At 69.4% G+C, this 24,520-nt stretch carries 23 protein-coding genes; 15 read left to right on the top strand and 8 right to left on the bottom strand.

Translation table 11 applies throughout. The features are described from left to right. The first annotated feature begins 188 nt into the window (after window positions 1-188). The 4 genes from E3O48_RS10675 to E3O48_RS10690 are packed head-to-tail and all read left to right on the top strand — an operon-like array spanning window position 189 to window position 4,323. Window positions 189-1,400: a spermidine/putrescine ABC transporter substrate-binding protein gene (locus tag E3O48_RS10675; RefSeq protein WP_134538718.1), complete on the top strand. Its 1,212-nt coding sequence runs from the start codon at window positions 189-191 to the stop codon at window positions 1,398-1,400. Between the two features lie 3 nt (window positions 1,401-1,403). Then, window positions 1,404-2,603 (top strand): ABC transporter ATP-binding protein, encoded by a 1,200-nt coding sequence (locus E3O48_RS10680; RefSeq protein ID WP_134538720.1) that lies wholly within the window; start codon window positions 1,404-1,406, stop codon window positions 2,601-2,603. A 2-nt stretch (window positions 2,604-2,605) separates the two neighbouring features. After that, window positions 2,606-3,520 (top strand): ABC transporter permease, encoded by a 915-nt coding sequence (locus tag E3O48_RS10685; RefSeq protein WP_134506244.1) that lies wholly within the window; start codon window positions 2,606-2,608, stop codon window positions 3,518-3,520. Beyond that, window positions 3,517-4,323 carry an ABC transporter permease gene (locus tag E3O48_RS10690; RefSeq protein ID WP_174774790.1) on the top strand — a complete coding sequence of 269 codons (807 nt, stop codon included), beginning with the start codon at window positions 3,517-3,519 and terminating at the stop codon, window positions 4,321-4,323. The genes E3O48_RS10685 and E3O48_RS10690 overlap by 4 nt, the downstream gene beginning before the upstream one ends. A 10-nt stretch (window positions 4,324-4,333) precedes the next feature. Here the strand turns inward: E3O48_RS10690 and E3O48_RS10695 are convergent, their stop codons facing one another. After that, the gene (locus E3O48_RS10695) at window positions 4,334-5,359 is read right to left on the bottom strand and encodes an asparaginase (protein ID WP_134538722.1); all 1,026 of its coding nucleotides are present in this window, start codon (window positions 5,357-5,359) and stop codon (window positions 4,334-4,336) included. A gap of 14 nt (window positions 5,360-5,373) precedes the next feature. Continuing rightward, window positions 5,374-6,756, bottom strand: coding sequence for a 4-aminobutyrate--2-oxoglutarate transaminase (gabT, locus tag E3O48_RS10700; RefSeq protein WP_134538723.1), 1,383 nt, complete (start codon window positions 6,754-6,756; stop codon window positions 5,374-5,376). A 90-nt stretch (window positions 6,757-6,846) separates the two neighbouring features. On the opposite strand from gabT, the gene E3O48_RS10705 reads away from it, so the two are divergent. After that, complete coding sequence (locus E3O48_RS10705; protein ID WP_134538725.1) at window positions 6,847-7,323, top strand: OsmC family protein; 477 nt, start codon at window positions 6,847-6,849, stop codon at window positions 7,321-7,323. A 200-nt stretch (window positions 7,324-7,523) separates the two neighbouring features. Here E3O48_RS10705 and E3O48_RS10710 read toward each other — a convergent pair whose 3' ends face one another. After that, complete coding sequence (locus E3O48_RS10710; RefSeq protein WP_134538727.1) at window positions 7,524-8,861, bottom strand: aminotransferase class III-fold pyridoxal phosphate-dependent enzyme; 1,338 nt, start codon at window positions 8,859-8,861, stop codon at window positions 7,524-7,526. A gap of 63 nt (window positions 8,862-8,924) precedes the next feature. Beyond that, window positions 8,925-9,719: a 1-acyl-sn-glycerol-3-phosphate acyltransferase gene (locus E3O48_RS10715; protein WP_241982498.1), complete on the bottom strand. Its 795-nt coding sequence runs from the start codon at window positions 9,717-9,719 to the stop codon at window positions 8,925-8,927. 121 nt (window positions 9,720-9,840) lie between these two features. Here E3O48_RS10715 and dxr point away from each other — a divergent pair, with 121 nt between their 5' ends. Next, window positions 9,841-10,923, top strand: a complete 1,083-nt coding sequence (gene dxr, locus E3O48_RS10720; RefSeq protein WP_134538729.1) for a 1-deoxy-D-xylulose-5-phosphate reductoisomerase — start codon at window positions 9,841-9,843, stop codon at window positions 10,921-10,923. Window positions 10,924-10,962: 39 nt separating this feature from the next. Here the strand turns inward: dxr and E3O48_RS10725 are convergent, their stop codons facing one another. Genes E3O48_RS10725 through E3O48_RS10735 form a run of 3 tightly spaced genes read right to left on the bottom strand, consistent with a single transcriptional unit; the run spans window position 10,963 to window position 13,713 of the window. Further along, window positions 10,963-11,877, bottom strand: a complete 915-nt coding sequence (locus E3O48_RS10725) for an NAD-dependent epimerase/dehydratase family protein (RefSeq protein ID WP_134538731.1) — start codon at window positions 11,875-11,877, stop codon at window positions 10,963-10,965. 16 nt (window positions 11,878-11,893) lie between these two features. Then, on the bottom strand, window positions 11,894-12,310 hold the full coding sequence (locus E3O48_RS10730; protein ID WP_134538733.1) for a hypothetical protein: 417 nt from the start codon (window positions 12,308-12,310) through the stop codon (window positions 11,894-11,896). Then, window positions 12,307-13,713, bottom strand: coding sequence for a serine/threonine-protein kinase (locus tag E3O48_RS10735; protein ID WP_255453757.1), 1,407 nt, complete (start codon window positions 13,711-13,713; stop codon window positions 12,307-12,309). The genes E3O48_RS10730 and E3O48_RS10735 overlap by 4 nt, the downstream gene beginning before the upstream one ends. Before the next feature lie 56 nt (window positions 13,714-13,769). Here E3O48_RS10735 and E3O48_RS10740 point away from each other — a divergent pair, with 56 nt between their 5' ends. The 4 genes from E3O48_RS10740 (at window position 13,770) to E3O48_RS10755 (ending at window position 17,771) form a co-directional block, all read left to right on the top strand. Then, window positions 13,770-15,149 carry an RIP metalloprotease gene (locus E3O48_RS10740; RefSeq protein WP_166788675.1) on the top strand — a complete coding sequence of 460 codons (1,380 nt, stop codon included), beginning with the start codon at window positions 13,770-13,772 and terminating at the stop codon, window positions 15,147-15,149. A gap of 89 nt (window positions 15,150-15,238) precedes the next feature. After that, window positions 15,239-16,570: a sensor histidine kinase gene (locus tag E3O48_RS10745; protein WP_134538736.1), complete on the top strand. Its 1,332-nt coding sequence runs from the start codon at window positions 15,239-15,241 to the stop codon at window positions 16,568-16,570. Beyond that, window positions 16,567-17,223: a response regulator transcription factor gene (locus E3O48_RS10750; RefSeq protein WP_134538738.1), complete on the top strand. Its 657-nt coding sequence runs from the start codon at window positions 16,567-16,569 to the stop codon at window positions 17,221-17,223. Before E3O48_RS10745 ends, E3O48_RS10750 begins: the two co-directional genes overlap by 4 nt. A gap of 182 nt (window positions 17,224-17,405) precedes the next feature. Then, a complete protein-coding gene (locus E3O48_RS10755; RefSeq protein ID WP_134506265.1) occupies window positions 17,406-17,771 on the top strand; it encodes a hypothetical protein in 366 nt (121 codons plus the stop codon). 24 nt (window positions 17,772-17,795) lie between these two features. Here E3O48_RS10755 and E3O48_RS10760 read toward each other — a convergent pair whose 3' ends face one another. Then, on the bottom strand, window positions 17,796-18,980 hold the full coding sequence (locus E3O48_RS10760) for an acetyl-CoA C-acetyltransferase (protein ID WP_134538740.1): 1,185 nt from the start codon (window positions 18,978-18,980) through the stop codon (window positions 17,796-17,798). Window positions 18,981-19,149: 169 nt separating this feature from the next. Here E3O48_RS10760 and ispG point away from each other — a divergent pair, with 169 nt between their 5' ends. The 5 genes from ispG to E3O48_RS10785 form a co-directional block, all read left to right on the top strand. Next, window positions 19,150-20,307: a flavodoxin-dependent (E)-4-hydroxy-3-methylbut-2-enyl-diphosphate synthase gene (ispG, locus tag E3O48_RS10765; RefSeq protein ID WP_174774791.1), complete on the top strand. Its 1,158-nt coding sequence runs from the start codon at window positions 19,150-19,152 to the stop codon at window positions 20,305-20,307. A 120-nt stretch (window positions 20,308-20,427) separates the two neighbouring features. After that, the gene (locus E3O48_RS10770) at window positions 20,428-22,179 is read left to right on the top strand and encodes a proline--tRNA ligase (protein ID WP_134538756.1); all 1,752 of its coding nucleotides are present in this window, start codon (window positions 20,428-20,430) and stop codon (window positions 22,177-22,179) included. A gap of 149 nt (window positions 22,180-22,328) precedes the next feature. Next, complete coding sequence (nusA, locus tag E3O48_RS10775) at window positions 22,329-23,336, top strand: transcription termination factor NusA (protein ID WP_134506271.1); 1,008 nt, start codon at window positions 22,329-22,331, stop codon at window positions 23,334-23,336. A gap of 8 nt (window positions 23,337-23,344) precedes the next feature. After that, window positions 23,345-23,602: a YlxR family protein gene (locus E3O48_RS10780; protein WP_134506273.1), complete on the top strand. Its 258-nt coding sequence runs from the start codon at window positions 23,345-23,347 to the stop codon at window positions 23,600-23,602. A 76-nt stretch (window positions 23,603-23,678) separates the two neighbouring features. Further along, window positions 23,679-24,520: translation initiation factor IF-2 N-terminal domain-containing protein (locus E3O48_RS10785; protein WP_174774793.1), on the top strand; the 842-nt coding region annotated here is incomplete at its 3' end.

Consider the following 24,520-nt stretch of genomic DNA (forward strand, 5'->3'; position numbering starts at 1 on the left):
GCGGGGCTCCAGCACCGATTTCGAGTGCGGATGACGCCGCAAAGCGCGGATTTCGTGAGTTAAGCCATCCACAATTAACGATTTGGCCACTCTTCGGTGGCAAAACCGCTCTGCTGTGCGAGTATCTACCCACCCGCACTGTTGCGCGTGAGAGTTCACCCGCTGAAAGACGCAAGGAGACCCCACAGATGAAGCCCAGGCCGTTGCCCGCAGACCCGATGATCCAGCAGCTCATTCGTCAGGCCCAGCGTGCCAAACTGGGTCGCCGCACCCTCCTCACCGGCGCAGGTGCCGGAGCGGCCGCGCTAGCCCTTGCCGCCTGTTCGACCGGGGGTGCCGCCAAGCCGAAGGCTGCGGCTGACAAGTCCGCTGCGGAGAAGAGCATCCGCTGGGACAACTGGGCGCTCTACATCGACGTGGACGACGCCGGTGACTACCCCACGCTCGACGCGTTCACCACGAAGACCGGGATCAAGGTCAAGTACACCGAGGCCGTCGATGACAACAACACCTACTACGGCAAGGTGAAGGACCAGCTGGCCCTCGGCAAGGACATCGGCGCCGACACCGTCTGCCTGACCGACTGGATGGTGGGCCGGCTGATCCGGTTCGGCTACACCCAGGAACTCGACCACGCCAACATCCCGAACCTCGCCAACCTGCAGCCGTCGTTGAAGGACGTCGGCTTCGACAAGGGTCGCAAGATGTCGGTGCCATGGCAGGGCGGCTTCGCCGGCATCTGTTGGAACAAGGAAAAGCTCCCGAACGGGATCGCCTCGGTCGAGGAACTCTGGGACCCCAAGCTCAAGGGCCGGGTCGGTGTGCTGTCGGAGATGCGCGACACCATGGGCCTGATCATGCTGGACGCGGGCGTGGACATCTCCGGGGACTGGGGCGACGACGAGTTCAACGCCGCGATCGACGTGCTCAAGAAGCAGGTCTCCGACGGCCAGGTTCGCAACATCAAGGGCAACTCCTACAAGGAGGACCTGATCAACGGGGACACCCTTGCGGCGATCGTCTGGTCGGGTGACATCGTGCAGCTCAACGCGGAGAACGGCGACAAATGGGAGTTCGTCGTGCCGGAGAAGGGCGGCACCCTGTGGAACGACAACTTCGTCGTTCCGATCGGTTCGACCCACAAGAAGAACGTCGAAGAGCTGATCAACTACTACTACGACCCGGCTGTCGCGGCCGAGGTCGCGGCCTACGTGAACTACATCACACCGGTCGTCGGGGCCAGGGAAGCGGCCATGGCGATCGACCCGGAACTCGCGAGCAACCAGCTCATCTTCCCCGACGACGCCACCCTGGCCAAGGCGCGGGTCTTCCGCACCCTGACCGGGGCGGAAGAACAGAAGTATGACGCGGCGTTCCAGAGCATCCTGCTCGGGTCCTGAGCCATGACGACGAGCGCGTTCGCGGCGCAGGGCGCCGACCTGGAACTGGTCGGCATTCAGAAGCGGTTCCCCGGCTTCACGGCAATCGAACACCTGGACCTCAAGATCCCGGCCGGGTCGTTCTTCGCCCTGCTCGGGCCGTCCGGATGCGGCAAGACCACCACCCTGCGCCTGGTCGCCGGACTCGAGGAACCCACTGCGGGTCGCATCCTGATCGGCGGCAAGGACATCACCGGCCAGAAGCCCTATCAGAGGCCGGTGAACACGGTCTTCCAGAGCTACGCGCTCTTCCCGCACATGACCGTGCTCGAGAACGTGGCGTTCGGGCTGCGCCGGCGCCGGATCGACGAACCGGTCGCCAAGGCGCACGAGGCGCTGCGCCTGGTCGAACTCGACCACCTCGCAGCCCGCAAACCCCAGCAGCTCTCCGGCGGACAGCAGCAGCGGGTGGCGCTGGCCCGGGCGATCGTGAACCGGCCGGCCCTGCTCCTGCTCGATGAGCCGCTCGGCGCCCTGGACCTCAAGCTGCGCCGGCAGATGCAGCTCGAGCTCAAGACCATCCAGGAAGAGGTGGGCCTGACGTTCCTGCACGTGACCCACGACCAGGAGGAGGCCATGACCATGGCCGACACCGTCGCGGTGATGAACAAGGGCCGGATCGAGCAGATGGGGGCCCCGGAGGAACTGTACGAACTGCCCAGGACCGCGTTTGTGGCGAACTTCCTCGGCCAGTCGAACCTCTTCACCGGCCCCGTCGTCGGCAGCACCAGCGACGCCATCGCGGTGGCGGTCGCCGGGCAGAGGATCGTGGTGCCGGCCGCCCGGGCCCATCGCCACGCCGGCGAGGTCACCATCGGGATCCGCCCCGAGAAGCTCAGCCTGCACCTGTCGGCCCCCGCCGACGACCCGGCCCGCAACACCATGGGCCCCGGCCGGGTGATCGACGTCTCCTTCAGCGGGGTGAGCACGCAATACCTGATCACCGTCCCGCAGGTGGGGACCCTCATCGTTTTCGCCCAGAACATGGCCTTCGGGCCCGTCGCTGAGGAGGGCGGCGAGGTCTGGGTCAGCTGGGACATCACGCACGGCTTCGGCCTGGAGGACGAGCCCGCCGACACGCCACGGTTCGAGGCGGACACCACCACGAGGAGCATCGCGGCGCAGAGGCGGGCGTCCCTGATCACGGAGCTCGAGGAGGTCTGACGATGGCGTTCGCCGCGTTCGCCACGACCACCAGCGAGGCCGAGCAGGTGCCGCGGCGCAAGAGCCCGGTCGCGCTCCTGCTGTTGCTTCCCGGCATCCTCTACCTGGTGCTGTTCTTCCTCACCCCGCTTGTCTCCCTGCTGCTGACGTCGTTCCAGGCCCCGTCCGAGTTCGGGGACATCGGCCAGTACACCTACGCGTTCCGGTGGGAGAACTACGTGCAGGTCGTCACCGACTATCTGCCGCACATCCTGCGCTCGTTCGGTTTCGCGCTGATCGCGACCGTGCTCGCGCTGGTCTTCAGCTACCCGCTCGCCTACTTCATCGGTGTGACGGCCAGGCGCTGGCCGCTGGCGCAGAGCCTCATGCTCGTGCTCGTAATCGCGCCGTTCTTCATCAGCTTCCTGCTGCGCACCCTCGCCTGGAAGCAGATCCTCTCCGATGAATCGTTCATCATCACCTCGCTGAAGGCGGTGGCCCTGATGGCGCCGGATGCCCACTTCACCGGAACGCCCGCAGCCGTCATCTTCGGTCTGACCTACAACTTCATCCCGTTCATGACCCTCCCGCTGTACACGACCCTCGAACGCCTCGACCTGCGCTACCTCGAGGCGGCCAGAGACCTGTACGCGCACCCGGTCGAGGTGTTCCGCAAGGTGACCATCCCGCTGTCGATGCCCGGGATCGTGGCCGGCACCCTGCTGACCTTCATCCCCGCCGCCGGCGACTACGTGAACGCCAGCCGGGACTTCCTCGGCGGGCCGGACAGCCAGATGATCGGAAACGTGATCGAGGCCAACTTCCTGGTGCTGCAGAACTACCCGGCCGCCGCGGCGCTCTCGATCATCCTGATGAGCGTGATCCTGGTCATCGTGAGCGTCTACGTCAAGCGGGCCGGAACGGAGGAACTGCTGTGAAATTCTCCCTCGGGCGGTGGCTGCTGCCGGTCTACGCCGTGCTCGCCCTGCTCTTCCTGATGGTACCGATCGTTTACACCTTCATCTTCTCGTTCAACGACTCGCAGAAGTCGAACATCACGTGGCGCGGCTTCACCCTCGACAAGTGGCTCAACGTCTGCAATGTTCAGAACGGCGCCGTCTGCGAGGCGTTCGGCAACAGCCTCATCATCGGCGCGGTCGCCACCGTGGCCGCGACCGCGCTCGGCACCATGATCGCGATCGCCATCGTGCGGTACCGGTTCCGGTTCCGCTCCGGGGTGAGCCTGCTCCTGTTCCTGCCGATGGCCACGCCGGAGGTGGTGCTCGGCGCGGGACTGGCCGCCCAGTTCCTGTCCGTGGGCGTGCCCAAGGACATGGTGACGATCATCCTGGCGCACACCATGTTCTGCATCAGCTTCGTCGTGGTCACGGTCAAGGCCAGGGTGGCCGGCCTCGACCCGGCCCTGGAGGAGGCGGGCCGCGACCTGTACGGTTCGCCGGGACAGGTCTTCCTGCGGATCACGTTCCCCCTCCTGCTGCCGGGGATCCTCGCCGCCGCGCTGCTCTCCTTCGCGCTCAGCTTCGACGACTTCATCATCACCAACTTCAACTCAGGGGCGGTGACGACGTTCCCGAAGTACATCTACATCTCGGCGTCGCGCGGCATCCCGGCGGAGGCGAACGTGGTGGCCTCCGCCGTGTTCATCCTGGCGTTGGTGATCGTGGTCAGCGCGCAGGTGTCAGCCGCGGCTCGGGCGAAACGGCTCGCGAAGTCGGGCTGATCGGAAAAGGTCAGACGTAGCTGGCGTGGATCTGGCCGACCTGGCGTCCGCCGCCGTAGACGGCGAGGCCCAGGTCGGGGAGCAGCGCCTCGACGTCGGTGTGCGCGATCGCGCCCGCATCCGCCAGCAGGCGCAGGGCCACGATGGTGGCCGCCCGCAGGTTGCCGTCGAGGATCTTCAGGGCCACGGTGATCCCGTTCGCGGCCGAGGCGACCATGATGCCCTCCGCGCCGGTCTTGATGAACAGGCCGAGCCGTTCGATCACGATGGTGTCGGGCAGCCCGGGGCCGGCGATGACCCAGCCGTTCTGCCGCACCGCCTCGGCGAGGAACCCGGCCTCGCGGTAGATCGCGAACGGCGAGTTCGACTTGGACGTGGCGATCCGGGCGATGCCGCGGGCCAGGGCCGTCAGCGAGAGGGCGTGCACGGGGGCGCCGCAGCCGTCGATCCCGGTCGCGGACGGCCGTTCGCCGGTGAACCGCTCGACGACGTCGAGGATGCGTTTCTGCAGCGGATGCTCCGGGTCCAGGTAGCCGTTCAGCGCCCAGCCGTTCTGCTTGCAGGCGACGAGCATCGCGGCGTGCTTGCCCGAGCAGTTCATGTAGACCGGGGCCTTGCCGGCTCCCAGCCGCACCAGCGCATCGCGGGTGGCGGAGTCGTCGGGCCACGCGGCGGGGCAGGCGAGCGCCGTCTCGGGGATCCCGGCCCGGAACAGCAGGCCCCGCACGAGGTCGGCGTGGCGCTGGGTGCCACTGTGGCTGGCCGTGGCGATCGCCGCGTCCTCACCGCGCAGGGTGACGCCGCTGGCCATCACGGCGATGGCCTGGAACGGCTTCATCGACGACCTGGGGAAGATGGGGGTCGTCACGTCGCCGAGGGCGCGGAGGACCGCGCCCTCGCTGGTGAGCACGACCGCGGAACCCGCGTGCCTCGACTCGATGAAGCCGCTGCGCTCGACGACGGCGAGTTCGACCGCATCGGCGACCGTGAACGTGTGCGGACCGTGCAGGGTCGCGGCTGTGTAGGGAGAGGTCACGGGGTCAGGCGGGACTACAGTGCGGCGATCGCGTCGTCGATGACCGAGAGGGCATCGGCGAGCAGGGCGTCGGTCACGGCGAGGCTCGGCAGGAAACGGAGCACGTTGCCGTAGGTGCCGGCGGTGAGCAGCAGCACGCCGTGCTGCGCGGCGTAGGCGGCGATCGAGGAGACAGCGGCCGCGTGGGGCTCCTTGCTGGTGTCCCCGGTGCCGGGCTGAACGAGCTCGATCGCGATCATGGCGCCGCGTCCGCGGATGTCGCCGATGATGTCGTACTTCTCCTGGAGCGCGCCGAGACCCGCACGCAGCGTCTTCTCGATCCGGGCGCCCTCGGCGAGCAGGTCGTTGTTCTCGATCGACTCGAAGACCGCGATAGCCGCGGCGCAGGAGACAGGGTTGCCGCCGAACGTTCCGCCGAGGCCGCCGGGCTGGGACGCATCCATGATCTCGGCGCGACCGGTCACGGCGGCCAGCGGCATGCCGCCGGCGATGCCCTTGGCGGTGAGCACGAGGTCGGGGGTCCAGCCGAAGTGCTCACTGGCGTAGTACCTGCCCGTGCGGGCCATGCCGCTCTGGATCTCGTCGGCGATCATGACGACGCCGTTCTTCGTGCACCACTCCTGCAGGGCGGTGAAGTAGCCGTCGGCCGGGACCATGAAGCCACCCTCGCCCTGGATCGGCTCGACCACGAGGCAGGCCAGGTCGGTCGGGCCGACGACCTTCTCGAGGTAGGTGATCGTGCGCTTGGCGGCATCCGCGCCGCTCAGTCCGTCATGGTACGGGTAGGAACTGGGTGCGTGGTAGACGTCGCTGGCGAGCGGGCCGTAGCCGGTCGCGTAGGGCATCGCCTTGTAATTCATCGCCATGGTGAGCACGGTGCGGCCGTGGTACGCGTGGTCGAGCACGGCGACGGCGCGTCGGCCGGTGTACTTGCGGGCGATCTTCACGCCGTTCTCCACGGCCTCGGCGCCCGAGTTGATCAGCACCGACTTCTTCGGGAAATCGCCGGGGGTGTGCGCGGCGAGCAGCTCGCAGACGCGCACGTACTCCTCGTAGGGCGTGATCGTGAACAGGGTGTGGATGAAGTCCTGGGTCTGGGCGACGGCGGCCGCGACGACGCTCGACTCGGTATGGCCGATCGTGGTCACGCCGATGCCGGCGCCGAGGTCGATGAACTGGTTGCCGTCGACGTCGACAATGATCGCCCCGTTCGCCTTGGCGATGTAGACGGGGAGCGCGCTGCTCACGCCGCCCGACACGGTGGCCAGGCGTCGCTGCTGCAGTTCGGTGGAGCGCGGCCCGGGAATCGCGGTCACGATCTTGCGTTCCTGCGTCACCGTGTAGACCGGTGCGGCGGAAGTGGACGGGGTAGTCGAGGGCGTCAGCGTGTCAGTCATGATGCAACCAGTTTACCGACCAGCCCGGCGCGCGCGGCGGCGATTTGCTGCGAGAATCGGTTCCTGCAGCCGCGACCCGAAGGAGAAGCCATGAATGGTGAGCACCGCTATGCCGTGACGGTCGCCTGGACCGGGAACCGGGGCACCGGCACCAGCGACTACCGGGAGTACGGCCGGGAACACACGATCACCGCGACCGGCAAGGTGCCGATCGAGGCATCCGCCGATCGCAGCTTCCACGGCAACGCCGACCGGTGGAACCCGGAGGAACTGCTGCTGGCGGCGCTCAGCGAATGCCACCTGATGTCCTACCTGCACGTCGCCGTGCGGCACGGGGTGGTCGTGGTCGGCTACACCGACGACGCGACCGGCACCATGGTGCAGACGAAGGATGGCGGCGGTCACTTCACCGAGGCCGTCCTCCGCCCCAGGGTGACCGTGCAGGACCCCGGCCAGATCGACCTGGCCCAGAGCCTGCACGCGGAGGCGGCGAGTCTCTGTTTCATCGCGGCATCCGTCAACTTCCCGGTCCGCCACGCCCCGCAGGCCGTCGCCGCCTCACGGTGATCGGGCCTGTCGAAATCACCGTCCGCGGTCTCGACAGGCTCCACCACCGTCCGCGGCGCCTGCTCGCGGTACGGTTCCGGGCTCGCGGCGCAGTTCCGGGCTCGCGGCGCAGGGTCTACCCTGCGCCCGCTTCCCGAACCTGCGCCACGAGCGCCGCGCCCCGGGCGGGGCGCCCCGACGCCGCGCCGAGACCTGCCGCGTTAGGAGCCCGAGAGGGCCGTAAGGGTCTCCTCGATGACGCTCATCGCGTCGTCGATGAGCGCCTCGGAGATGACGACCGACGGCATGATGCGCAGCACGGAGTCCCAGCTGCCGGCATCCAGAACGATCACGCCGTTGGTGGTCGCGTGCTTGATGATCGCGGTGAGCGCCTCGGGGTACGGCGTGGTCGTGCCGGGGTGCACGAGCTCGACGCCGAACATAGCGCCCTTTCCGCGCACGTCGCCGACGACCGGGAACCTTTCGGTCCAGTCGCCGATGCGGGCCCAGAGGGCCTTCTCGACGCGCTTCGCCTCGCCGAGCAGGTCATCGCGCTCGATCAGGTCGAACACGGCCAGGGCGGCGGCGGTGGAGACGGGGTTGCCGCCGAAGGTGCCGCCGATGCCGCCGGGCTGCACGGAGTCCATGATGTCGGCGCGGCCGGTGACCGCGGCGAGCGGGAAACCGCCCGCGATCCCCTTGGCGGTGGTGACCAGGTCGGGGATGACGTCGTGGTGCTCGATCGAGTACCAGGTTCCCGTGCGGGCGATTCCGGCCTGGATTTCATCGGCGACGAGCACGATCCCGTTGTCGGTGCAGAACTCGCGGATCCGCTTGAAGTAGCCGGGAGCGGGGATGACGATGCCGCCGTCGCCCTGGATCGGCTCCACGAAGAACGCGGCGATCTCGGTGGCGCCGATGTGGGTCGTGATGTAGTCGATGGTCTTCTCGGCGGCTTCCTCGCCGGTCAGTCCGTCGCGGTACGGGTAGCTCGTGGGCACGCTGTAGATCTCACCGGGGAAGGGGCCCATCCCGGCGCGCTCGGGCCAGGGGCGGTAGGTCATCGCCATGGTCAGGTTGGTGCGGCCATGGAAGGCGTGGTCGAGGGCGACGATCGCGCGGCGGCCGGTGAACTTGCGGGCGATCTTGACCGCGTTCTCGACGGCCTCGGCACCGGTGTTCACCAGCACGGAGCGTTTCTCGAAGTCGCCGGGGGTGATCTCGGCGAGCTTCTCGGCGACGGCGACGTAGTTCTCGTACGGGGTGACGGTGAACAGGGTGTGGGTGAGCTTCGCGGCCTGGGAGGCGGCCGCGGCGGCCACCTCGGTGTTGGCGTGGCCGATGGTCGTCACGCCGATGCCGCAACCCAGGTCGATGATCTGGTTGCCGTCGACGTCGACGAGGATCGCGCCGGCCCCGTGGTCCATGTAGATATTGGCAAGGGTGCCCGCGCCGCGGGACACCGAGCGCAGGCGACGTTCCTGCAGCTCGATCGATTTGGGGCCCGGGAGGGCGGTGACGAGTTTGCGTTCTTGGGGGACCGAATACTGGGCAGACATGCCCCCAGCTTAGGTTGCGCCGGTTTCCGCCGTGTTTCGGATGCCCCGCACGCGCTGGACGAGCTAGACGCGTTCGCGCGGGAACACGCGATCGGCCAGTTTCTGCAGGGTTCCTGAAGGCGGCGATTCGTTGTACTTCCCGGCCAGCTCCTGCCCGGACAACGCGTGGATCGCGGCCATGATCTCGTCGGTCGCGCCGCGCCTGGCCTTGCCGGATTCCGCCGAGCCGTGACGGCTCAGGTCGATCGGTGTGCCGAAGGTGACGGTGACCTTCCGGATGCGCGGGAACTTCGCCCCGACGGGCTGGATCTCCTGGGTGCCGACCAGCCCGACCGGTACGACGACCGCCCCGGTGGTGAGCGCGAGCCAGGCGACGCCGGTGCGGCCCTTGTAGAGCCGGCCGTCAAGCGAGCGGGTGCCCTCCGGGTAGATGGCGAAGGCACTGTCGGACTCCAGGATGTTCCGCCCCGCGTCGAGGGCATCCTGAGCGGCCTGCCCGGCGCCGCGTTCGACCCCGACCGCGCCGATCGAGGTGAAGAAGGTGCGGGAGACGAAACCCGTGATCCCGGTGCCGGTGAAGTAGGTGGACTTGGCCAGGAACTGCACCCGGCGCGGCGCGGACAGCGGGATCACGATGCTGTCGATGAAGGAGAGATGATTGCTGGCGAGGATGACCCGCCCCTGGCGCGGGATGTTCTCGCGACCGGTGATGGTCGGCCGGAAGACCAGACGGGCGATCGGCGCCATGATGCCGTAGCCGAGGAAATAGACGAAGCCGGGGCGTTTCGTGGGCTCCGGCGTCACCTCCGACGGGTCGGCGAGGGGTTCGTCCTGGGGTTCGACTTTGGCACCGGTCACCCGTCGACACTACCGCCAGTGGCGCCGCACGCCGAAAGGACGCACCCGCAACGCCCGCGAATCGAGTGGACGGTGAGCGGGAAGTCCGGCCGATCCCCGACCCTGCACCTAGCATGGGAGGGTGCGAAGACGAGTAGTAATTCTCGGGTCCACCGGCTCGATCGGAACCCAGGCCCTCGATGTCATCAAGGCGAACCCGACCAGGTTCGAGGTGGTCGGGCTCTCCGCGGGCAGCAACCGGGCGCTGCTCGAGCGCCAGGCCGCGGAGTTCGAGGTCGACGCGACCGCCCTCGGCGCCGACGAGGCCGAACAGCTGGTGCGGGATGTCGATGCCGACGTCGTGCTCAACGGCATCACCGGCTCGGTGGGCCTCGGTCCCACCCTCGCGGCGCTGTCCGCCGGCCGCACCCTCGCCCTGGCCAACAAGGAGTCGTTGATCGTCGGCGGTGACCTGGTGAAGTCGCTGGCGGTACCCGGCCAGATCGTGCCGGTCGACTCCGAGCACTCGGCCATCGCGCAGGCGCTGCGCTCCGGCACCGCCGGCGAGGTGCGGCGCCTGGTGCTGACGGCATCCGGCGGGCCGTTCCGCGGCCGTCGCCGCGGCCAGCTGGCAGATGTCACGCCCGCGCAGGCGCTCGCCCACCCGACCTGGAACATGGGGCCGGTGGTGACCACGAACTCTGCCACGCTCGTGAACAAGGGCCTCGAAGTGATCGAGGCGCACCTGCTCTTCGACGTGGACTACGAACGCATCGACGTGGTCGTGCACCCGCAGTCGGTCGTGCACTCGATGGTCGAGTTCATCGACGGGTCGACGATCGCCCAGGCATCCCCGCCCGACATGCGCCTGCCGATCTCGCTCGGCCTGGACTGGCCGAACCGGGTGGCCGCGGTCGGGGCCCCGATCGACTGGACCGTCCCGCAGAACTGGACCTTCGAACCCCTCGACGATTCGGCGTTCCCCGCCGTCAACCTGGCCAAGCACGTCGGCCGGGCCGGCGGAACCTACCCGGCCGTCTTCAACGCGGCGAACGAGCAGGCTGTCGCGGCGTTCCACGCCGGAGCCATCGGCTTCCTGGGCATCGTCGACACCATCCAGCGGGTCGTCGAGGCGCACGAGCAGGACGGCCCGCTCACCCGTGAGTCGCTCTCCGCCGCCGAGGACTGGGCCCGCGCCGCGGCGGACAAGCTCCTCGCCCGCTGACGAGCGCCGCCGCCGCGCCGGCGGGCGAGTGGGAGGGCCTCAGCGGCGGTAGCTCTCCGCGCTGGTGGCGAGGGCATCCGCCCAGACAGTGGCCGACACCCCGAGCTCGCGCTGGGTCTCGGTGGAGTCGATCAGGTACGGCACCGTGAACTGGTAGCTCGACGCCCAGATCTCGTGCATCATCGGGTTCACCATGCCGAGGGAACGGAGCAGCCACTGCGGATACGCGGCCACCTTGCCGTGCGTTCCGAACCGCCGGTTGACCTGGTCCGCGATCTCGATCCGGCTGGCGGCGGCGCTGGGAACGTGCCACAGCCGGCCCCACTCCCCGTCGTGGTCGGCGGCGGCGATCAGTGTGCTGACGATGTCGGGCAGGTAGCTCCAGCTGTGCGGGAGGCCGGGCGCGCCGACGGCGCGGGCGGTCTTCGACGCGAGGATCGAGGTGAAGAAGGTTTCGCCCAGGTGGGCCGTGCCGGTGGCTCCGGGACCGAAATAGTCACTCGCGCGCACCTCGACGCCGCGCAGCTCGCCGCGTCCGTGGGCCTCGCGCACCTTCCGCCAGCCCTCCTTCCGCACGAGGCCTTTGGCCTCCGTGGTCGTCTCCGGTGAGTGCTCGGTCATCGGGCCGGTCGGCGAGCCGTAGGGATACAGGTTCCCCATCACGACCAGGGCCGCGCCGGTGGCGGATGCCGCGTGGATCGCCGCGTCGATCATCGGCGGCCACTGGGTGGCCCAGTCGGTGTACGGCGGATTCGTGCAGAGGAAGATCGTCGCAGCACCGGCGGCGGCACGGGTGAACGCCTCCCGGTCGCCGGCGTTCAGTACGATCGCCGTGGCCCCCGCGGCCGCGGAGCCGGACCGGGTGCCAATGGTGACCCGGTCGCCGCGCGCGGCGAGGCGCTCGGCCAGAGGACGCCCGATCAGACCGGCACCGACGACGAGTTGGGCGGTCATGGCATCCTCCACGCGGTCAGTCGCCGCAATCGTCGTTCTTCTTGCACTTACCGTTGTCCTTGTTGCCGTCCTTGTCAACCGACGGCGAGTCCTCGGTCGGAGTGGGCGTCGGGGTGGGACGGCTGGCCTCGATCGCGTCAGCGAGGTCGCCGGTCACGAGGTTGATCGCGGACTGGATCTCGGCGGACCGCGCGGCCGAAACCTGCCCGGCCGCGGCGGCGGTCAGCAGGTCGGCCTGCACGGCGGTGAGGGCGGACTGCGCCCCGGAGAAGTCGCCGGCTGCCGCGGCGGTGCTGACAGCGAGCACGCCGGACTGCAGTTTGTCGGCCGTCGGGGTCGCCAGGTCCGGCGATGCACTGGAGCAGGCGGTCAGGGTGGCGGCGACGAGGAGCGCGGCGACAACGCCGGCGGAGAGGCGGGAGCGGATGGTCATGGTCTGAGGCTTTCCTGGAGTTGCCGGAGGTGGGTGCCGAGGGTGCCGTCGACGGCCGGGTAGCTCGCGGGCGTGGCCGCCGGGGCGGCGAGACGGGGGGCGAACAGGATGGCGGCCAGGGCGACCAGCACCACGGCGACGGCGACGACCCCCATCGTGCGGCGGGTGGGTCTCCGGCCCGAAGTCGAGGTCGAAGTCGAGGTCGACGGCGAGGCAGCCGGGGAGGGGCGGGTCAAGCCGGTTCGTCCGCGGGCGGGAAGAAACTCGGTCGGCGCGTCCGCCCGAACGGCCCTGGAACCCTCCGCGGAGGCGTCAGAGGTCGCGGAGGACGGTGTCGGCAGCAGGGCCGTCTTCTCCAGCAGGGCGGTCTGCTCAAGAAGGGCGGTCTTCTCCAGAAGGGCGGTCTTGTCGAGGGCCGCGGTCTTCTCCAGCAGCACGGTTGCTGCCGTGGGTTCGAGGAGCTCGGTCCCGTCGACGTCGTCGAGCACGGAGTGCGCCGCATCCGCGGCCGGTCCGGGCTCGGCCACGAGTGCCCGCAGGCGCACGGCGGCCTGCTCGGCGGTGAACCGCTCCTCGACGACCCGGTTGGTCATGCCGCCGAGCACCTCGGCCCAGCCGCTGCCGAGGAAGTCGGGGATGACGGGGTCACGCGCCAGTCTGGCCATCGCGGATTCGATCGCCGAGCCGGGGAAGGCCCGCTCGCCGGTCAGGCACTCGAGCAGGACGAGGCCGAGCGAGTAGACGTCGCTGGGCGGTCCGATCGGTTCGCCCAACGCCTGCTCGGGGCTGAGGTAGCCGGCGGTGCCGAGCAGCGCCCCCGTTTTCGTGAGGTGGGTGGCATCGAACAGCCGGGCGATGCCGAAGTCGGCGAGTTTGGCGTGCATGCCCCGGCCGGGGAAACCGGACGGCGCGAGCAGCACGTTGGCCGGTTTGATGTCGCGGTGGATGATTCCCTGAGAGTGCACGTAATGCAGGGCCTCGCCCAGGTCGGCGCCGATCTCGGCGACCTCCGCCGGCAGCACCGGGCCGTCGTTGATCCGGCTGCGAAGGTCGCGCCCGTTGACGAACTCCATCACGATGAAGGTGCGGGGGACGCCCTCGATGACGGCGGTTCCGGCGTCGAACAGGGTGACCAGGGCGAAGTGGTTCAGGCTCGCCAGCACGGCGACCTCGCCGCTCTGGCGCTCAGGGCCGGCGTCGTCGGCGGTGTCCATGCGGAAAAGCTTCACCGCCACGGTCCGCCCGAGCACGACATCCGTCGCCTCGTAGACGACTGCCATGCCGCCCGTTCCGATCAAACGGTCGATGCGGAACCGGTCGGCGAGTCGAACGCCGATCGGGCTGGGAATGCGAGGCTCAGACAGAGGGGTCCTCCTAGTAGGTCCAACGGTTAAGCAAACCACACCCTGGGCCGGGAACGGCCAGCGCCTTCGCAGCTTGAAGTGGGTAATCTACGACTGTGGAAACCGTGCTGCTGTATCTCCTGGGCGTCGTCATCGTCGTCATCGGGCTCGCCCTGTCCATCGGCCTGCACGAAATCGGCCACCTTCTGCCGGCCAAAGCGGTCGGGGTGAAGGTCACCCACTACATGATCGGATTCGGTCCGACACTGTGGTCTCGCCGCAAGGGCGAGACCGAATACGGCGTCAAGGCCATCCCCCTGGGCGGTTACATCTCGATGATCGGGATGTTCCCGCCGGCGAAGAAGGGCGGCAAGGTCCAGGTCTCCAGCACCGGCTTCTTCAACCAGCTCGTTCAGGAGGGCGCACCGGAGAAGAAACCGAACGCCCTGGCCACCCTGGTCGACGACGCGCGCCAGTCCAGCGCCGACACCATCGGTGAGGGTGAGGACCACCGCGCGTTCTACCGGCTCCCGGTCTGGAAGCGCATCATCATCATGCTCGGCGGGCCGACCATGAACCTGCTCATCGCGCTCGTGCTGTTCGCCGTGCTGCTGATGGGTTTCGGCACCGCGCAGGCGAGCACCACCGTCGGCAGCGTCTCAGCCTGCGTGCTGCCGGCCACCAGCGCCCGGCAGTCCTGCGAGGCGTCCGACGAGAAGGCTCCCGGCGCCGCGGCCGGTCTGAAGCCCGGCGACCGGCTCATCAGCATCAACGGCACGGCCATCGACAGCTGGGCCCAGTCCACCGACCTGATCCGCAACTCGCCCGGCATCCCGCTCACCCTCGTCGTCGAGCGCGACGGCGCGAAGCAGACCCTCACGATCACGCCCAAGCTCACCGAGCGGTATGTGATGGATGCCGCGGGCAAGGTCGAGAAGGACCAGTCCGGCAAGGCGCTCACCCAGGAGGTCGGCTTCGTCGGCATCGGCCCGGCAGGCGAACTCGTGCAACAGCCGGCCACGGCGGTCCTCCCGGCCGTCGGCGACAACATCGGCGCCGTGGTGCACATGATCGCCAACCTGCCGCAGCGGATGGTCGACATCGCGAACGCCGCCTTCGGCCCCGGCGAGCGCGACCCCAACGGCCCGATCAGCGTGGTCGGCGTCGGCCGCGTCGCCGGCGAGATCGCGAGCATCGACAGCATCCCGGTGAACAGCAAGATCGCCAGCATGCTCGGCCTGCTCGCCTCGCTCAACATCGCCCTGTTCGTGTTCAACCTGATCCCGCTGATGCCGCTCGACGGCGGTCACGTCGCCGGGGCGCTCTGGGAAGGCCTGCGACGCTGGATCGCCCGGCTGTTCAAGCGCCCCGACCCGGGCCCCGTCGACACCGCCAGGCTGATGCCGCTCACCTTCGCCGTCGTGATCGTGCTCGGCGGGATGAGCCTGCTGCTGATCTACGCCGACATCGTCAAGCCGATCAGCTTGTTCGGCTGACCCGGCTTCCCGCGCCTACTCCCGGGGGAGTAGCCGGAGACGGCCCCCGGGCGGATGCCGCGTCCCCGCCCGGGTCGTAGCATCAGAACATGCCACCGCACTGGGATTCGGACGCTCCGTGGTACGACCACGACCGCGGCCGCCCCGGCGGAGGCTACGGCGCCCGGATCCCGGCTGCGGCCCGGTTGTGGATCCCGGTGGTCGTCTCCTTCCTCGTGCAGGTCCCCGCGGTCGCGGTCCTCGCCCGTTCCGGCCGTGAGTTCGGCCCCGACGCCGGCCGGGAGATCGGCCGGGTGTTCGGCCGGGAACTCGTGCACGGTGGGCTCCGGCCCGGCTGGTACCTCGCCGTGGTGCTCGCCCTCATCGGTCCGCTCGCCCTGATCGGCGCCCGCCGTTACCCTGGCCCCGTCGTGACCGTCGCCGCCGCGGCCGCCGGCGCGCTCGTGCTGCTGCGGCCCGACATCGGGCTGCCCTACGTCGCGGTCGGTTTCGCGATCGTGCTCGGCATCGTGCGCGGCGCCCGGGTCTGGGTGTACGCCTCGGTCGCCGCCGTCTGGGTGGCCACGATCGGCCTCGCCGGGCTCTACGGCATCCCGTTGCAGCCGGGCCGGATCGCACTCACCACCCTGGGCCTGGCCCTGCTGATGGGTTTCGGCGAGGCGATCCGCACCCGGCGGGAGCAGATCCACGACCTGCGTCGCCGGGCGGATGCGCGGCGGCAGTCCGCCGAGCAGCGCGAGCGGGTGCGGATCGCCCGGGAACTGCACGACGTGCTCGCCCATTCGCTGTCCCAGATCAACGTGCAGGCCGGCGTCGGGCTGCACCTGATCGACAGCCAGCCGGGCAAGGCCGCTGAGGCCCTGGCCAGCATCAAGGCCACGAGCAAGAACGCCCTCGACGAGGTACGCACGGTGCTCGGGATCCTGCGCTCCGACGTCGACCCGTCGGGTGCATCGGGCGTATCGGGCGTTTCCGGCGTATCCGGCGCATCCGGCGCAGACGATGACGCCCCCCGCACGCCCCAGCCGGACCTGGCGGGGCTGCCTGCCCTGGTCGAGTCCTTCAGCGCCCAGGGCCTGCGGGTCGAGCTGGTGAACGAGCTCGGCCCGGAGGGGACCTCAGCGCCGGCCGCCACCCAGCTCGCCCTGTACCGGATTTGCCAGGAGGCGCTCACGAACGTGTTGCGGCATTCGGGGGCTCGCGCGGCATCCGTGCACCTGGCCGTCGACGGCGCAGACGTACGGCTGACCGTGACCGACGACGGCACGACGCGCCCGGGTGATGCCTCGATCATGCCCGGCGGCGGCCTGCTGGGGATGCGGGAGCGGGCCGAACTGCTCGGCGGCAGCCTGCGGGTCGAACGGATGCCGGTCGGCGGGTTCCTGGTCGAGGCTCGCCTTCCGCTGCGGAGGCCCCGATGATCCGCGTCGTCATCGCCGACGACCAACAGCTGATCCGGGCCGGGTTTCGCGCCCTGTTGGAGTCGGAACCCGACTTCGACGTGGTCGCGGAGGCTGCGACGGGGGCGGAGGCCGTTGACCAGGTCACCCGGCACCGGCCGGACGTGGTGCTGATGGACATCCGGATGCCCGGCGGTGACGGCCTGTGGGCGACCGAGCGGATCGCAGCGGATGCGGCGCTCGCCGGCACCCGCATCGTGATCGTGACGACCTTCGAGCTCGACGACTACGTCGCCCAGGCGATCCGGGCCGGGGCCAGCGGCTTCCTGGTCAAAGACACCGAACCGACCGAACTGATCCGGGCGGTGCGGGTCGCCGCGGCCGGGGACGCGCTGCTCTCGCCCGGCGTCACCCGGCGCCTGCTCGAACGGCTGGAGTCCGGGCTCCGGGCCCCGCAGGGTCACACCTCGCTCGAGCCGCTGACAGCACGGGAACGCGAGGTTCTCGGCCTGGTCGGCCGCGGAATGACCAACACGGAGATCGCGGTGCGGCTGTTCCTCAGCCCGCTGACCGCGAAGACCCACGTGTCGCGGATCATGAGCAAGCTCGGCGCTCGCGACCGGGTGCAGCTGGTCATCATCGCCTACGAGGAAGGCCTCATCGGAGGCTGGTAGGGCGGGCACCTGGCAGGGCAGGCGCACCGGTAGTGCGGGCGCACTGCACCCGGGGGAGTACCCGAAGTGTCGCCGCGGGGCGGATTCGGCGGCTGGGGCGGCTCGCGAGACTGGGGATACCGGTCAGGCGGACCTTCCGCCGGGCAACAACGCACCGGGCCTCTCCACAGAATGGACACATCATGCTTTCGACCGCGGTACTCACCGGGCTCGCCGCCTACCCGGGCCCCGGGCCCGGCCACGGCTGGGGCGGCGGGCTGATCTGGTTGCTGGTCCTGATCCCGCTGTTCGGCCTCGGGCTCTTCGCACTCCTCTTCGCACTGCTCGGCCGCCGCTGGCGGCGCGGAATGGCCGGCCCCGGATACCCGGGCGGGCCGGGCTTCCCCGGCGGCCCGTCGCACTGGCAGGCCGGCGGGGACACCCGCAGCGCGGAGAAGACCCTCGCCGAGCGGTTCGCCCAGGGGGACATCGACGAGGTCGAGTACCGGGCCAGGCTCGAGGTGCTCCGGGCCAACCGCGCCGACGACGCGGCCGCGCCGCCGCAATAGCGCTGCGAACCGGGCGCCGGCAGGTCAGCGCGAGAGCAGTAGAGCCTCGCCCTGGCCGCCGCCGCCGCAGAGCGCCACGGCCGCCTTCCCGCTGCCGCGACGGGCGAGTTCGAGCGCCGCGTGCAGCGCCAGCCTCGAACCCGAGGCGCCGATCGGATGGCCGATCGCGATGGCGCCGCCGTGGATGTTGACCAGCTCGGGCGAGAGCCCGAGTTCCCTGGTCGATTCGAGCGAGACCGCCGCGAACGCCTCGTTGATCTCGACCAGGTCGAGTTCACCGGCGGCCCAGCCCTCCCGGTCGAGCGCGTGCGTGATCGCGTTCGCCGGCTGGGAGTGCAGCGAGTTGTCCGGTCCGGCGACATGGCCGGATGCCTTCACCACGGCGAGCCAGTCCAGCCCCCGTTCCTCCGCCCAGGTCCGGCTGCAGAGCACCAGCGCGCTCGCGCCGTCGCTGAGCGGCGAGGAGTTCCCGGCGGTGATGGTGCCGTCCGCCGTGAACGCCGGGCGCAGCCGGCCGAGCGTCTCGGTGGTGCTGTCGCCGCGCACGCCCTCGTCGGCCGTGACCAGGAGTGGGTCCCCGCGGCGCTGCGGCACGCTCAGCGGCGTGATCTCGTCGTCGAAGAGGCCGCCGCGGGCGGCTGCTGCCGCGCGCTGGTGCGAGGCGGCTGCGATGGCGTCCTGCTCGGGCCGGTCGATCCCGAGCCTGCCGTTCACCTGCTCGGTGGAGAGTCCCATCGAGAGCCCGTCGAAGGCATCCGTCAGCCCGTCGTGCGCCGCGTGGTCCAGCGCGGTGACGCTGCCGTACGGCCAGCCCTGGCGGGACCCGGGGAGCAGGTGCGGGGCCTGGGACATGGACTCCTGGCCGCCGGCGATGACCACGTCGACCTCGCCCAGACGGATGAGCCTGGCCGCGTCGACGACGGCGGCCAGGCCGGAGAGGCAGACCTTGTTGAGCGTCATCGCGGGCACGTTCCATGGGATGCCGGCCGCGATCGCACTCTGCCTGGCCGGATTCTGGCCGCAGCCGGCCTGCAGCACCTGCCCCATCAGCACCGAGTCGACCTGGCCGGGGGACACCCCGGCACGGTCGAGTGCGCCTGTGATGGCGGCGCTGCCCAGTTGCACGGCGCTCAGGCCGGCCAACTGGCCGTTCACCCGCCCCTGCGGAGTGCGGGACCCGGCCAGGATGACCACTTCGATCGAGCTCATGATGACTCCTTCGTCTTCGTGTAACCGTGTTCGCGCGCCGTCCTCGTGGGACCGTGGCATGCGTCGTCCACCGAGCGTAGCCGTGCCGCCCGGGCGCCAGGTCACGGCCGGGGCGTGTCCCTGCCGCCGAATCGGATCATCTCCCAGTTGCCTGACTTAGGATATGGCCGTGGCTGCTATCAATTTGGGAATGCCCAAAGTACCCGAGGTTCTCGCTCCGCGACGTAAGAGTCGCCAGATCAAGGTCGGCAAGGTCCTCGTCGGCGGTGACGCTCAAGTCAGCGTCCAGTCGATGACGACGACGCCCACGACGAACATCAACGCGACGCTCCAGCAGATCGCCGAACTCACGGCATCCGGCTGCGACATCGTGCGCGTCGCCGTGCCGACCCGTGACGACGCCGAAGTGCTCTCGATCATCGCGAAGAAGAGCCAGATCCCCGTCATCGCGGACATCCACTTCCAGCCCAGCTACGTGTTCGCCGCGATCGACGCCGGCTGCGCCGCCGTGCGGGTCAACCCGGGCAACATCCGCAAGTTCGACGACCAGGTCGGCAAGATCGCCGCCGCCGCGAAGGCCGCCGGCGTCTCGATCCGGATCGGCGTCAACGCCGGATCCCTCGAGCCGAGCCTGATGCAGAAGTACGGCAAGGCCACCCCCGAGGCGCTCGTCGAGAGCGCGGTCTGGGAGGCGAGCCTGTTCGAGGAGCACGACTTCCACGACTTCAAGATCTCGGTCAAGCACAACGACCCGGTGATCATGGTCAAGGCCTACCGGCTGCTCGCCGAGCGCGGCGACTGGCCCCTGCACCTCGGCGTCACCGAGGCCGGCCCGTCGTTCCAGGGCACCATCAAGAGCGCGACGGCGTTCGGCATCCTGCTCGGCGAGGGCATCGGCGACACCATCCGGGTCTCGCTCAGCGCGCCCCCGGCCGAGGAAGTCAAGGTCGGCCTGCAGATCCTGCAGTCGCTCAATCTGCGCGAGCGCAAGCTCGAGATCGTCTCCTGCCCGAGCTGCGGCCGGGCCCAGGTGGATGTCTACAAGCTCGCCAACGACGTCACCGCCGGGCTCGAGGGCATGACCGTGCCGTTGCGCGTTGCCGTGATGGGCTGCGTCGTCAACGGACCGGGCGAGGCCCGCGAGGCCGACCTGGGCGTGGCATCCGGCAACGGCAAGGGGCAGATCTTCGTGCGCGGCGAGGTCATCAAGACCGTGCCGGAGGACGAGATCGTCGCCACCCTGATCGAAGAGGCCAACCGCCTGGCCGCGGAGATGCCTGCCGGCGAGGATTCCCTCGGCGCCCCGGTCGTCACCGTCTCGAAGTAGCCCCTCCCGCCCCGACGCACCCTTCCCGCGCGTTGCGTTGCGGAGAAGACACCCTCGCGAGCGCGACGAGGGTGCTTCTCCGTAACTGAGCCGCCGTAAAGTAGGGGGGTGCCTATTCGTATGTCCAACTACTTCCTCCGAACCCTCCGCGAAGACCCCTCGGATGCCGAGGTCACCAGCCACCGCCTGCTCGTGCGGGCCGGCTACATCCGCCGCCAGGCCCCGGGCATCTTCGCCTGGCTGCCGCTCGGCCTGCGGGTGAAGAACAAGATCGAGACGATCGTGCGCGAGGAGATGGCCGCGGCCGGCGCCTTCGAGGTGCATTTCCCTGCCCTCCTGCCACGCGAGCCCTACGAGGTCACCGGGCGCTGGGACGAATACGGCGACGGCCTGTTCCGCCTCCAGGATCGCAAGGGCAGCGACCTGCTCCTCGCCCCCACCCACGAGGAGGTCTTCACCCTGCTTGTGAAGGACCTCTACAACAGCTACAAGGACCTGCCCCTGTCGATCTACCAGATCCAGGACAAGTACCGCGACGAGGCCCGGCCGAGGGCCGGACTCCTCCGCGGCCGCGAGTTCACCATGAAGGACGCCTACTCCTTCGACTACACGGATGCCGGCCTCGACCGCAGCTACCAGGCCCAGCGCGACGCCTACGAGCGCATCTTCACCCGGCTCGGCCTCGAGTACGTCATCGTCAAGGCGGATGCCGGCGCGATGGGCGGATCCCGCAGCGAGGAGTTCCTGCACCCCACCGCCGTCGGCGAAGACACCTTCGTGCGCTCGGCCGGCGGCTACGCAGCCAACGTCGAGGCGTTCACCACGCTGGCCCCTCCCGCCATCGACTGGGCGCCGATCCCGGCCGCCGAGGTGCACGACACCCCCGACACTCCGACGATCCAGACCCTCGTCGACCGGGCCAACGACGCCCACCCACGCCCGGACGGCCGGGAGTGGACCGCGGCCGACACGCTCAAGAACGTCGTGCTCGCGCTCACCCACCCCGACGGCTCCCGCAAGCTGGTCATCATCGGCCTGCCCGGCGACCGCGAGGTCGACCTCAAGCGGGTCGAGGTCGCGTTCGCCCCGGCCGAGGCCGAGGCCGCCAACGAAGCCGACCTGGCCAGGCACCCCGGACTCGTCAAGGGCTACATCGGCCCGTGGTCGAAGAGCGGAGCGGTGCTCGGCGAAAAGTCGGTCACCGGCATCCGCTACCTGGTCGACCCCCGCGTGGTCGACGGTACCGAGTGGATCACCGGCGCCAACGAACAGGGCCGCCACGTCTTCGGGCTGGTCGCCGGCCGCGACTTCCAGGTCGACGGCACGGTCGAGGCCGCCGATGTCCGCGCCGGCGACCCGGCACCGGACGGCTCCGGCCCGGTCGAGCTCACCCGCGGGATGGAGATCGGCCACGTGTTCCAGCTCGGCCGCAAGTACGCGGAGGCGCTCGGACTCAAGGTGCTCGACGAGAACGGCAAGCTCGTCACCGTCACGATGGGGTCCTACGGCATCGGCGTCACCCGCATCCTCGCGATCATCGCCGAGCTCAACAACGACGCGAAGGGCCTGATCTGGCCCGAAACCGTGGCGCCGTTCGACGTGCATGTGATCGCCACCGGGCGGGACGAGGTCGTCTTCGACACCTCGGAGGCTGTGGTCGCGGCGATCGAGGCCACCGGCCGTGAGGTGCTCTACGACGACCGCCGCAAGGTGTCGCCCGGCGTCAAATTCGGCGACGCCGAACTGATCGGCGTGCCGAGCATCGTCATCGTCGGCCGCGGGGCCGCGGACGGCATCGTCGAACTCTGGGACCGTCGCACGGGCGAGCGCACCCAGGTCGCCGTCGCGGATGTCGCCGCCAGCTTCGGCTAGGCTCGCGGCTCAGTTCCGGGAAGCGGGCGCATGTTCCACCGTGCGCCCGCTTCCACACCGTGTGCCGCGAGGCCGTGGAGTCGGGTACCGTAGAGGGGAGCCCGCTGCGCAGTTTCGCGGCGGCAAGATCTGAACAGAGGAGGCCGGCCATGGACATCGACCTCAGCGTGTTGCGGCAAATGGAGCGCGAGAAAGAGATTCCCTTCGAGGAGCTCGTGCAGATTATTGAGCAAGCAATTCTCACGGCCTATCAGAAGCACACCCACCAGGGGGAAGCTTCCAAGGCCGTCGAGGAAGTGCCGGAAGCGCGTGTCGTACTCGACCGCAAGTCCGGACACGTCGACATTTTTGTGCCCGAACACGACGAAGAGGGCAACGTCATCGGCGAAGCCGTCGACAACCCCACCGACTTCGGTCGGATTGCGGCCTACGCCGCCAAGCAGGTCATCAACCAGCGTCTGCGGGACCTGGCCGACGACGCAGTGCTCGGCGAGTTCAAGGGCCGCGAGGGCGAGATCGTCGCCGGGATCATCCAGCAGGGACCCAACCCGCGCATGATCCACGTCGACCTGGGCACGATCGAAGCGATCCTGCCGCCCGAGGAGCAGGTGCCCGGCGAGAGCTACGTACACGGCTCCCGCATCCGCGTCTACGTGACGGCGGTCGGCAAGGGACTCAAGGGCCCGCAGATCACGGTCTCGCGCACGCATCCGTCGCTGGTGCGTCGACTGTTCGCGCTCGAGGTTCCCGAGATCGCCAGCGGAGTCGTCGAGATCGTGTCGCTCGCCCGTGAGGCCGGCCACCGCACCAAGATGGCCGTCCGCGCCACCGAGCCCGGCGTCAACGCCAAGGGTGCCTGCATCGGCGAACTCGGCCAGCGCGTGCGCGCCGTCACCGCCGAGCTCAACAACGAGAAGATCGACATCGTCGACTACTCGCCCGACCTGGCCACCTTCGTCGCGAGCGCGCTGTCTCCCGCCAAGGTCACCAGTGCCTACGTCATCGACGAGTCCATCAAGGCCGTCCGCGCCCTCGTTCCCGACTACCAGCTTTCGCTGGCGATCGGCAAGGAAGGCCAGAATGCCCGCCTCGCGGCCAAGCTCACGGGTGCGAAAATCGACATCCAGCCGGACAGCATTCTGGAGGACACCGAATAGGGGGTACGATGGAACCCGTTAGAACGTGCATTGGATGCCGTTCGCGCGCCCCTCGATCCTCACTTCTGAGGGTTGTAGCCCGGGAATCGGAACTCGTGGTGGATGAAACCGCCACTCTGCCGGGGCGAGGTGCGTGGTTGCATCCCACCGCCGCGTGCTTCCAGGACGCACTGCGGCGACACGCTTTCGGGCGTGCCCTTCGCGTGACCCGGTCTTTGGGCGCGAAACAACTAGAGAACAGGCTGAACTGGCTAATGGATAACTAATGAGCGGCTCGAAATGAGACCCGTCCGTTACTAACGGTCTGCCCCTTTCCGGGTGCAGGCCCGGAACAGGAGAATTGTGGCTGCGAAACCACGCGTACACGAGATCGCAACTGAGCTCGGTGTCGACAGCAAGGTAGCCCTTGCGAAACTGAAAGAGATGGGCGAGTTCGTCAAAGGACCGTCCAGTAGCGTTGAACCCCCCGTCGCGCGCCGTTTGCGCGCCGCGCTTCAGGCCGACGGTGTGACCGGCACCGCGGCATCCACCACTTCAGCGGCTCCCGCCGGCACTGCGCCGGTCGCCGCTTCACCCGCGAAGCCGGGCGGCGCACGTCCGTCGCCGGCCAAGCTCGCCGTCAAGCCGGGCGCGCGCCCGGTCGCGGAGGTCGCCGTCGAGGTTCCCGCCGCTGACGCACCGCCGATGCCGTCCGCTCCGCTGACGGTCGCCGAGCGCCAGGCCCAGGCCGCAGAGAAGGCCGCCGCCGCCGAGAAGGCCGCCGCGGCCGACAAGGCAGCAGCAGCCGCTGCTGAGGCTGCGCCCGTGACGGATGCCCAGGCACCCGGCACGGACGGCGCGACCCCGGTCGCAGCCAAGCCCGGCGTCTCCGTTCCGAAGCCGCCGTCCGCGCGCCCCGGCAACAACCCCTTCGCCAGCAACCAGGGCATGGGCAAGACCCCGAGCCCGCGCCCCGGCAACAACCCGTTCGCCAGCGCACAGGGCATGGGCCAGCGCCCGGCCTCGACCACGTCCCCGAGCAACATCCCGCGCCCGGCGGCGCCGCGCCCCGGTGCGCCCCGTCCGGGTGGACCCGGCCAGGCGGCGCGTCCGACCGGCTTCGGCCAGCGCCCGGGCGCCTTCCAGCGTCCCGGCGGAGCACCGGGCGGCGCCGGCGGCGCACGTCCCGGCTTCCAGCGCCCCGG

The organism is Cryobacterium sp. HLT2-28, from assembly GCF_004402495.1.
In the GTDB taxonomy this organism is placed as follows: Bacteria; Actinomycetota; Actinomycetes; order Actinomycetales; family Microbacteriaceae; genus Cryobacterium; species Cryobacterium mannosilyticum.